This is a genomic window from Brevundimonas sp., assembly GCF_016463485.1.
Taxonomy (GTDB): domain Bacteria; phylum Pseudomonadota; class Alphaproteobacteria; order Caulobacterales; family Caulobacteraceae; genus Brevundimonas.
This window is the reverse complement of sequence record NZ_JAEMRD010000121.1, coordinates 1-9,571: the sequence shown is the minus strand read 5'-3', so window position 1 is coordinate 9,571 and position 9,571 is coordinate 1. Positions and strand designations below refer to the sequence as shown.

General features: G+C 66.8%; 10 protein-coding genes. 5 read left to right on the top strand and 5 right to left on the bottom strand.

Annotated features, from left to right (window positions below):
* On the top strand, positions 1-704 hold a 704-nt coding region (locus tag JHC99_RS14545), incomplete at its 5' end, for an AMP nucleosidase (RefSeq protein ID WP_292155133.1).
* Positions 705-750: 46 nt separating this feature from the next.
* On the opposite strand, the gene katG is transcribed toward JHC99_RS14545, so the two are convergent.
* Entirely contained in the window at positions 751-2,988 is a 2,238-nt protein-coding gene (gene katG, locus JHC99_RS14540) for a catalase/peroxidase HPI (protein WP_292155132.1), read from the bottom strand.
* Positions 2,989-3,243: 255 nt separating this feature from the next.
* On the opposite strand from katG, the gene JHC99_RS14535 reads away from it, so the two are divergent.
* From JHC99_RS14535 to JHC99_RS14525, 3 genes are all read left to right on the top strand, one after another.
* Positions 3,244-3,798 (top strand): peroxiredoxin, encoded by a 555-nt coding sequence (locus JHC99_RS14535; RefSeq protein WP_292155131.1) that lies wholly within the window; start codon positions 3,244-3,246, stop codon positions 3,796-3,798.
* Between the two features lie 129 nt (positions 3,799-3,927).
* Positions 3,928-4,458, top strand: a complete 531-nt coding sequence (locus JHC99_RS14530; RefSeq protein WP_292155129.1) for a carboxymuconolactone decarboxylase family protein — start codon at positions 3,928-3,930, stop codon at positions 4,456-4,458.
* Between the two features lie 187 nt (positions 4,459-4,645).
* Entirely contained in the window at positions 4,646-5,587 is a 942-nt protein-coding gene (locus JHC99_RS14525) for a lipid A-modifier LpxR family protein (RefSeq protein WP_292155128.1), read from the top strand.
* A 3-nt stretch (positions 5,588-5,590) separates the two neighbouring features.
* On the opposite strand, the gene JHC99_RS14520 is transcribed toward JHC99_RS14525, so the two are convergent.
* The 3 genes from JHC99_RS14520 to JHC99_RS14510 all read right to left on the bottom strand — a co-directional run bounded on the left by JHC99_RS14520 (position 5,591) and on the right by JHC99_RS14510 (position 8,299).
* Positions 5,591-6,553, bottom strand: a complete 963-nt coding sequence (locus JHC99_RS14520) for a magnesium transporter CorA family protein (RefSeq protein WP_292155127.1) — start codon at positions 6,551-6,553, stop codon at positions 5,591-5,593.
* Positions 6,554-6,580: 27 nt separating this feature from the next.
* Positions 6,581-7,111 carry a CHAP domain-containing protein gene (locus tag JHC99_RS14515; RefSeq protein WP_292155126.1) on the bottom strand — a complete coding sequence of 177 codons (531 nt, stop codon included), beginning with the start codon at positions 7,109-7,111 and terminating at the stop codon, positions 6,581-6,583.
* 72 nt (positions 7,112-7,183) lie between these two features.
* On the bottom strand, positions 7,184-8,299 hold the full coding sequence (locus JHC99_RS14510) for an acyltransferase (RefSeq protein ID WP_292155125.1): 1,116 nt from the start codon (positions 8,297-8,299) through the stop codon (positions 7,184-7,186).
* A gap of 48 nt (positions 8,300-8,347) precedes the next feature.
* Between JHC99_RS14510 and JHC99_RS14505 the strand changes: the two genes are divergently transcribed.
* On the top strand, positions 8,348-8,779 hold the full coding sequence (locus JHC99_RS14505; RefSeq protein WP_292155124.1) for a hypothetical protein: 432 nt from the start codon (positions 8,348-8,350) through the stop codon (positions 8,777-8,779).
* Here JHC99_RS14505 and JHC99_RS14500 read toward each other — a convergent pair.
* Positions 8,776-9,219: a hypothetical protein gene (locus JHC99_RS14500; RefSeq protein WP_292155123.1), complete on the bottom strand. Its 444-nt coding sequence runs from the start codon at positions 9,217-9,219 to the stop codon at positions 8,776-8,778. The two genes, JHC99_RS14505 and JHC99_RS14500, sit on opposite strands and share 4 nt — an antisense overlap.
* Between the last annotated feature and the right edge of the window lie 352 nt (positions 9,220-9,571).

The window sequence follows — 9,571 nt, the reverse complement described above, 5'->3', positions numbered from 1 at the left end:
TGGACGCGGCCTGGAAGAAGCACCAGATGCCGGCCTATCACCTGACGGCGCCGGGGTCGAAGGGCATCACCCTGGTCAACATCGGGGTCGGGCCGTCGAACGCCAAGACCATCTGCGACCACCTGGCCGTCACCCGGCCCCACGTCTGGCTGATGATCGGCCATTGCGGCGGTCTGAGGCCCAGCCAGACCATCGGCGACTATGTCCTGGCCCACGCCTATCTGCGGGACGACCATGTGCTGGACGCGGTCCTGCCGCCGGACATCCCGATTCCCTCGATCGCCGAGGTCCAGCGCGCCCTGTATGACGCGGCCAAGGTCGTCTCCGGCATGCCCGGCGAGCAGATCAAGCGTCGCCTGCGCACCGGCACCGTGGTGACCACCGACGACCGGAACTGGGAACTGCGCTATTCCAAGTCCGCCCTGCGCTTCAACCAGTCCAGGGCCGTCGCGATCGACATGGAGAGCGCGACCATCGCCGCCCAAGGGTACCGCTTCCGCGTTCCCTACGGCACCCTGCTGTGCGTGTCGGACAAGCCGCTGCACGGCGAGATCAAGCTGCCGGGTCAGGCCAACCGCTTCTACGAAGGCTCGATCTCCGAACACCTCCAGATCGGCATCAAGGCCATCGACCTGATGCGTGGCGAGGGCGCGGGCCTGCATTCCAGGAAGCTGCGCGCCTTCGACGAGCCGCCGTTCCGCTAAACGATATCTCCTCCCCCCGCGCCGCAGAGGGAGGAGAATCGGTGGCTCAGGCCGCGGCCTTGGCCAGTTCCGACCCGCTGAGGTCGAAGCGGTCCAGGTTCATCACCTTGACCCAGGCCTTGACGAAGTCCCTGACGAACTTCTCTCCGGCGTCGGCCGAGGCATAGACCTCCGACAGGGCCCGCAGTTGGGAGTTGGAGCCGAAGACCAGGTCGGTGCGGGTCGCAGTCCAGTGCTGTTCGCCAGTGATCCGGTGGGTGCCGACGAAGGTCTCGTCACCCTCCCCGTCGACCTTCTTCCAGCCGGTCTTCATGTCCAGCAGGTTGACGAAGAAGTCGTTGGTCAGGACGCCCGGACGATCCGTGAAGACGCCGTGCTTCGACGCACCGTGGTTGGCGCCCAGCACCCGCAGACCTCCGACCAGCACCGTCATCTCGGGCGCCGTCAGGTTCAGCAGCTGCGCCCGGTCGACAAGCAGTTCCTCGGTCGGGACGTTGAAGCGCACCGACAGATAGTTGCGGAAGCCGTCGGCCTTGGGCTCCAGCACGGCGAAGCCCTCGACGTCGGTCTGTTCGGCCGAGGCATCGGTGCGACCCGGGGTGAAGGTGACGTCGACGGTGTGGCCGGCCGCTTTCGCCGCCTGTTCCACGCCGACGGAACCGCCCAGGACGATCAGATCGGCGATGGAGACGTTGGTCCCCGAGGCGGACTTGATGTCCTCATAGACGGCCAGAGCCTTGGCCAGCTTTTGGGGCTCGTTGACGTCCCAGTCCTTCTGCGGCGCCAGCCGCAACCGCCCGCCGTTCGGGCCACCGCGATGGTCCGAACCGCGATAGGTGGCGGCGGCGGCCCAGGCCGTGGTGACCAGCTCGGCGACCGACAGGCCGGACGAGGCGATGCTGGACTTCAGCGCGGCGATGTCTGCCTCGCTGATCACCGGACCGGTGTGGGCCGGGATCGGATCCTGCCAGATCAGGTCCTCGGCGGGCACTTCCGGCCCGAGGTAGCGGACCTTGGGTCCCATGTCGCGGTGGCACAGCTTGAACCAGGCGCGGGCGAACTGGTCGCCGAAATAGGCGGGATCGGCGCGAAACCGCTCCATGATGACGCGATAGGCGGGGTCCACCTTGAAGGCCATGTCGGCCGTGGTCATCATCGTCGGCACCCGCTTGCCCGGTGTGTGGGCGGCGGGAGCCAGGGTCTCGGGCGGATTGCCGACCGGCTGCCACTGCTTGGCCCCGGCGGGCGAGCGGACCAGCTCGTAATCGTGGTCCAGCAGCATGTCGAAATAGGTCATGTCCCAGGTGATGGGCGTGGGCGTCCAGGCCCCCTCGATGCCGGAGGTGATGGTGTGGTCGCCGATGCCGCTCTCGTGGCCCGAGATCCAGCCCATGCCTTGCTGGGCAATGTCGGCGCCCTCGGGGCTGATGCCGACCTTGGACGCGTCACCGGCACCGTGGGCCTTGCCGAAAGTGTGGCCGCCGGCGGTCAGGGCGGCGGTCTCCACGTCGTCCATCCCCATCCGGGCGAAGGTCTCGCGGATGTCGCGCGCCGACTGCAGCGCCTCGGGCACGCCGCCGGGACCTTCGGGGTTCACGTAGATCAGCCCCATCTGGATGGCGGCAAGGGGGCTTTCCAGCGCCATCTCCTTGTCGGGCTGGATGCGGGTCTCGTTGCCCTCCTCGCCGACCCATTTCTCTTCGGTGCCCCAATAGACGTCCTTTTCCGGCTCCCAGACGTCGGCGCGTCCGCCGCCGAAGCCGAACACGGGTCCACCCATGGACTCGATCGCGACATTGCCGGCCAGGATCATCAGGTCGGCCCAGCTGAGCTTCGACCCATACTTCTGCTTGATCGGCCACAGCAGACGGCGCGCCTTGTCCAGGTTGCCGTTGTCCGGCCAGGAGTTCAGCGGCGCGAACCGCTGCTGGCCCGCGCCCGCACCGCCGCGCCCGTCGCCGGTGCGATAGGTGCCGGCCGAGTGCCAGGCCATGCGGATGAAGAAGGGGCCGTAGTGGCCATAGTCCGCCGGCCACCAGGGCTGGCTGTCGGTCATCAGGGCGGTCAGGTCGCGCTTAAGCGCCGCATAGTCCAGCGATTTGAACGCCTCGGCATAGTTGAAGCCGTCGCCCATCGGGTCGCCCGACTTGCCCTGCTGATGCAGGATGTCCATCGCGATCTGGTTGGGCCACCAGTCGCGGTTGGTCCGCCCGAGCAGGGAGCGCAGCGCCGCCGGCTCCTTCCTGGGGTCATTGAGGGGGGTGGGAGCCTGTTCGCCGTCCATGGTGTCCTCCGGTGTTTTCTGGGCCGTTGACGGTGACGCTAGGCCCGTCTTTCTGAAAAGCAAAATCGATAAAGTTTTCGCACAGCCGCAGAAAAATCTATGAAAGAGCGGCTTTCAACTAAGGAGAATCACATAATTTGAATCTATGCTGCGATGCAAAACGATCGATTTGACTTCGCAGGTGCGAAGGCTCATCTGAGCGACATCGGTGACACCTCCCCCGTCGCCGTCCCTTATTTTCAAACGGAGAGACCCATGCTCGGCGTTGGCGAAACCCTGCCTTCCTTCAAGATCACCGGCGTGAAGCCGGGCTTCAATTCCCACGAAGAGGGCGGCGTCTCGGCGTTCGAGCCCCTGACCGAGACCTCCTTCGAAGGCAAGTGGAAGGTCATCTTCTTCTACCCGAAGGACTTCACCTTCGTCTGCCCGACCGAAATCGCCGCCTTCGCCAAGCTGGGCAAGGATTTCGAGGATCGTGACACCATCGTGCTCGGCGGTTCGACCGACAACGAGTTCGTCAAGCTGGCCTGGCGCCGCGACCATGCCGACCTCGACAAGCTGCCGATCTGGCAGTTCGCCGACACCGGCGGCAAGTTCGCCCGCGCCCTGGGCATCCTGGATGAAGCCGAAGGCGTTGCCCTGCGCGCCACCTTCGTCGTCGATCCGCACAATGTCGTGCAGCACGTCTATGTCACCAACCTGAACGTCGGCCGCGCGCCGGAAGACACCCTGCGTGTCGTCGACGCCCTGCAGACCGACGAACTGTGCGCCTGCAACCGCGCCGTCGGTGGCGAAACGCTCGCTGCCTAAAGGCACGCTGAGCGACCTGAAGCAGAAGGCGGCGGCGGGCATCCGTCGTCGCCTTTTTTCTTCCATCACGAAACGGGCTCAAGCAGTAAGCGGCCGCGCCGCGAACGATAGCCCACCAAGGGATTTATCATGTCTATCGACGCCGTCCGCGACCTCCTGCCCGCCTATGCCAAGGACATCTCGCTGAACCTGTCCTCGCTGGCCAACGAGACCCTGCTGACAGACCAGCAGAAGTGGGGCTGTTTTCTGGCCTCGGCCCATGCCATCGGCGTCGGGCCCGTGGTCAAGGCGATCGAGGCCGCCGCCGCCGAGAAACTGTCGCCCGAGGCCATGAGCGCCGCCAAGGCCGCCGCCGCCATCATGGGCATGAACAACATCTACTACCGGTCGCTTCACCTGATGAAGAACCACGAATACACCACCCTCCCCGCCCGCCTGCGGATGAACGTCCTGGCCAATCCGGGCGTGGAAAAGATCGACTTCGAGCTGTGGTCCACGGCCGTCTCTGCCATCAACGGCTGCGGTGCCTGTCTGGACGCCCACGAAGGCGAACTGAAGAAACACGCCGTGCCCTCGACCCAGATCCAGGCCGCCCTGCGCATCGCCGCCGTCGTCCATGCCGCCAGCCGCATCGCGGCGTCCGAAGCGGCGCTGGCGTAACTTTCCCGCCCCGTCGCAAGGCGAAAGAACGCTGCGGAACCCCGCCCTGACCCTTCGCGTTGCGAAGGTGTCAGGAATGCATCGTAATTTTGTCTGTTGGCGGTCGGCCTTTTCTAGGTCAGGGTAAACGCAACGTTAACGGGCGGTGAGGGGACCGTTGGGACGTCTGTCGAGTATCGCGTGCGGATTGACCGCGTTTCTGGCCACGGTGACCGGGGCGACGGCGCAGACGACTCTCGACCCCCACTGGGCCCGGGCCCAGGAACTCAACAGTCTGCAAGCCGTGCGGGACATGTCGCGCACCGTCTCTGCGCCCCTGCCGGACCCGGCCTTCGCGGCCCGACCCGCCGCCACCCTGGTCCAGCCTTCGGCCTTCCGCGTCCAGCCCGAGCGGGCATTTGGCGGCGCGATCGAGTTCCAGAACCCCTCGCCGATCCTGTCGTCGTCGGCCGTGACCGCGAACGTCTTCGGCCCGCGCAGGCCGGACCGGTTCGACGGTCTGGCGGCGATGCAACGTTCCGAGGCCTGGTTCGACAGCGGGCGGCACTCGGACCGGGTGCGGCTGACGACGCGAGGCACGTTGCGCCGGGCGGACGGGTCGCCCCTGCCGGTCACCCCTCGCGACCGCGACGCCTTTGACGTCGATGCCTATGACGTCTCCTTCACGCGCGGCTGGTCGGTGGCGCGGGGCTATACGCGCTCGGGCCTGGAGGTCAGTCTGACGCCCCATGCCGGTTTCGGGGTCGGCGACGACGGCGGCTCGGCCGAGGCGGGCGCCACGATCAAGATCGGCGACAACCTGGACCGGCTGGCCCCCAACGGACATCAGCGGTTCGGCGACCGGGCGCGCTGGTATCTGTATGCTGCGGGGTCGGGTCGGGCGGTGGGCTATAATTTCGCCCGCACCCGCGACGGCGACTATGCCCGCTCCGGCATGAGCCAGGACAAGGGCTCGTTCCTGGGCGACGCCTCGATCGGCGTGGCCTATCGGCGCGGGGCGATGCAGGGCTCGTTCGGCGTGGTCTATCGCGAGCTAAAGGCCGAGGGCCTGCGCGGCGGCGAGGGTTTCGACCGTGACGTGTCCGAGGGGCTGGTTGCCTTCCAGCTGTCGATCCGGCCGCAGTGGTAGGCTCTAAAGCCACCCTTTCCGCCTGAACCACAGCAGCGGCGCTATGCCCGAGATGACCATGGCCAGGATGGCGAGCGGGTAGCCGTCGATCCAGCGGAGCTCGGGCATGTGGTCGAAATTCATGCCGTAGATGGCGCCGATCAGGGTGGGCGGCATCAGACAGGTCGTGGCGACCGAAAACACCTTCACGATCGAGGACTGGTCGATGTTGATCAGTCCCAGGGCGGCACTGAGCTGGAAATTGATCCCGGCCGCCACCGACTGGTTGTGCTGCAGGAGAGAGGCGGCGTCGCCCGACAGGGAGCGCAGGTGGTCGCGGGCGTCCGGGACATGTTCGATCCGCTCGTCCAGCGACACATAGGCGAAGACCCGCGCCAGACCGGCCAGGCTTTGTTCGATCCGGGTGTTGACGATATGGGCCCGGCCCAGCTTGCCGATCAGCCGGTGGAAGCCGACGGTCTTGCCCTCGGCGAAGACATGGTTGGAGATGCCCTCCACCCGCGTGGCGTTGATCGACAGAATGTCGGAGGCGCGGTCGATGATCGCCTCCATCAGATGCAGGAACATCTCGGCGCCCGAGCCGCAAAGCTCAGGGTCGCGCTCGATGCGGTCGGCCAGAATGGCGAAGGGCTTGGGGTCGAAATAGCGGATGGTGACCAGGGGGCCGTGGGTCAGGACGAAGGTGACCGGATCCACGCTCGGCATGTCGCCGTCGCCGTTGTGGATGATGTCGGCGGTGACGTAGGTGGCACCGCTTTCCCGGTACAGGCGGCTGGAGGCCTCCAGCTCGGCCATCTCGGCGCGGGTCGGGATGGACAGGGACAGGGCCGTCTCGATGGCCTTGTCCTCCTCCAGCGAGGGGTCGACCAGGTCGATCCAGATGGCGTCGTCGGGAAGGGTCCAATCGGCCAGATCGGTCAGGACCGGATCGCAGGCGAGGCAGCCGGTGCGATAGACGCGGATCATATGCGATCCCGCGTCAGGATCGAAGGATCAGGGCTGGCCGGCGGAACCACCGAGCGAGGCCGTCTGGACGGCACGCCCGTTGAAGGCGTCGGCGTCGCCCTTGTAGATGAATCCGTAGGTTGGATAGACGGTCGTGCCCAGGTCATGAATCGGGTTGTACCAGACCTTGACCTGGCTCCAATCATTGCGGCCCGAAACGTCGACGACGGTGACGTTTTCCTCGACGCGGCCGCGGCTGCCGCCCCAGTTGGCGTGGGTCACCTGGACGACGCGGTCGGTCAGGACGTTGGAGATGACGGCAACGTGGCCCCGGCTCATCCGGCCCTCGGGACGGAAGACCAGGACGGCACCGGTTTCGGGCGCATTGCCGGTGCGGAACTTCGAGGTTGCCTGACCCCACCAGGTCCAGGCGTCACCGAAGATGTTGATGCCGGAGAACATCCGCGCGAAGGTCACGCACTGCCAGTAGGGGCTGTCGGCGGATGCGGAGGCGGGAGCGCCGACTGCACCAAATCCGAGACAGGCCGCAACCACGGCGGCAGCGATGCGTTTCTTCATGCTGGGTTTGTGTCCGATTGTTACGCCCACGACATCCTTAACCGGGACTCGCGTAGCAGGGGAAGCCCTTGATTAGGCGGGTTGGTGCGCGTTCTTGTCGCGGTTGACCGGCTTTGGCCCACGCGCCGCCCAGGCCCGGATCGCCCGCCGTGACGGGTATTCGACCAGGTGATAGGCCACCGCCGCGACCACCGGCAAAGCCGCCAGAACCGCCAGCCACACAAAAAGTTGAAGATGCTTGTCGGGCGCGTTCGTCGCCTTGGCCGCCAGGTTCACGGCCAGCAACTGCCACGGCACCAGCACCATATAGACGGCGTAGCTGATCTCTCCGAGATACACGGCGGGCTTTGACGCCAGCCAGCCGGCGCGGGCGTTGGGCAGGGAGGCGAGCGACAGGATGAGCAGGCCGGCGATGGCGACGATGAAGCCGTCCCAGACATTGAGGGCGGCCGCGCCGATCAGGGCGGCGGTGCTGATGACCGCGATCAGGCCGGGGGCCGGCAGCGGGGCCTTGCGGAAGGCCAGATACAGGGCGCAACCGTAGGCGAAGCAGGGGACGATCCGCAGCGCCCCCCACTGGAAGGTCGCCTCGGTCAGGGGAAAGCCGGCGACGGCGTTGAAGCCGACGTACAGGGCCGCGATCAGGGCGAGGGCCCCGGCGATGGCGACGCCGGGGATGCGGCGCAGTTTCCAGGCCACGAAGGCGAAGGCCGGAAACAGCAGATAGGCGAACCACTCCGCCGAGATCGACCAGGACCGATGGTTCCACCCCGCCTCTGGCGACAGGCCCCAGGCGTGGACCATGGCGATGTTGGCCGGAAGCGCGGCCCAGCTGATGACATTGCCGTCGATGCTCATGCCCGCGAACAGGGCGGCGGCACCGAGGACCCCGACCCCGACCAGGGTCGCGATATGCAGCGGATAGACCCGGGCCACGCGGGCCCAGAGGAAGTCACGATAGCTGAAGCGCTTCTCGCCATGGGCCGCCAGATAGACGTGGCACAGGATGAAGCCCGAGAGGACGAAGAACAGCTCGACGCCGAGGTAGCCCTTGGCCACCAGATCGGGCCGGAAACCCACCGCCAGATTGTCCCACAGGGCGTAGACCGCGACCCACATGGCTGCAACGAAGCGAAGCGCGGTCAGGGAGCGGAGGTCGGCCGGGGCCGCAGGAACGAGCTGGGTCATGCGCACACTGTAGGAGCCACACGCTTTGAGAACCGTTAAGGCGGGGCCATGAGCACGATGATTCCCCTCGACGACCTGGTCTCCGCCGCCGCCGACAAGGCCGGACTGACCCCGGAACAGGGCCGCGCGGCTCTGGTGGCCGCCCTTGGACTGCTGGACAAACACGCCGAACCGGAGGCGATGGCGGCGGTCTATGCGGCCGTGTCGGGCGCGCGTGAGGCGGCCCTGTCCGACGAGGCTAAGCCGCCGCGCGGGGGTCTGATGGGCGGGCTGATGAAGAGCGCCGGCGGCCTGTCGGGCAAGGCCATCGCCGACGCCATGGCCGTGCTGGGGCGGCTGGAAAAGATCGGCGTGGGGCGCGACGAGCTGAAGCGGCTGCTGCCCGCCGCGCGCAACCGGCTGCGGGCGGTGACGGGGGCCGATCCGCTGGGTGAGGCGGTCAAGACAGTGCCGGGTGTTGGGGCCCTGCTGGGCGGTTAGGCCGGGGGCTGGGCCTCCAGCGCAGCCCTGGAGCCGGCGCAGCCGTTCAGGGTTTCGCCGCCCAGCTTGACCATGGCGGTCAGGGGATAGGTGCGGTCGCTCATCCCGTCCGAGCATTCGGTGGCGATCAGGGTGATTTCGACGGGTCGGTCGCCGACGGTCGAGGCGTAGGTGGCGGTCGTGCCCTGAAGCGTCGGGCCGGGGTTCGGGCCGAGCAGGGGCTCACCCTCAAGCGCAGTATAGCCGATGGATGATGCGGTGATCGAGATACCCCAAAAGGGTTCGGTGCCCAGCGCGCGGATCGGCTGGTTGAGATCGACCCCGGCCAGGACGGCGGGAGCCGGCGCGGATGCGGGGGCAGAGGCGGGCTGCGACGCGGGTTCCGAACAGGCGGCTAGGGCGGCGAACGCGAGAATGACGGCGGCGGCGATGGGGCGCATGGCGTGGTCCTTGGTGCTGGAGCCATGGTGACTGCGGATACAGTCGCATTCAAGCGGAGGCGTCCCCTCTCCTTTCGTCATCCTCCGGCGAGCGTAGCAAGACCGGGGGACCCAGCGGCGCGCGAGAGCGCGAACCTGTCACGGACGAAAACGAACATCCTGCCCGAACAAATCGCCTTCGGCGCCACCTTGTTGCCCGGTCAAGCCGGGCAATGACGAAAGAGAAGGAACAGAGTGGCGACGTCGCGTTTGCGAAGCTCAGAACCTAATGTTCCGCGATGGCGATTCGACCCACCTCCACCCCGACACGGCCGACGGCGTTCGAGTTCTTCGCGGGCGGTGGGCTGGCGGG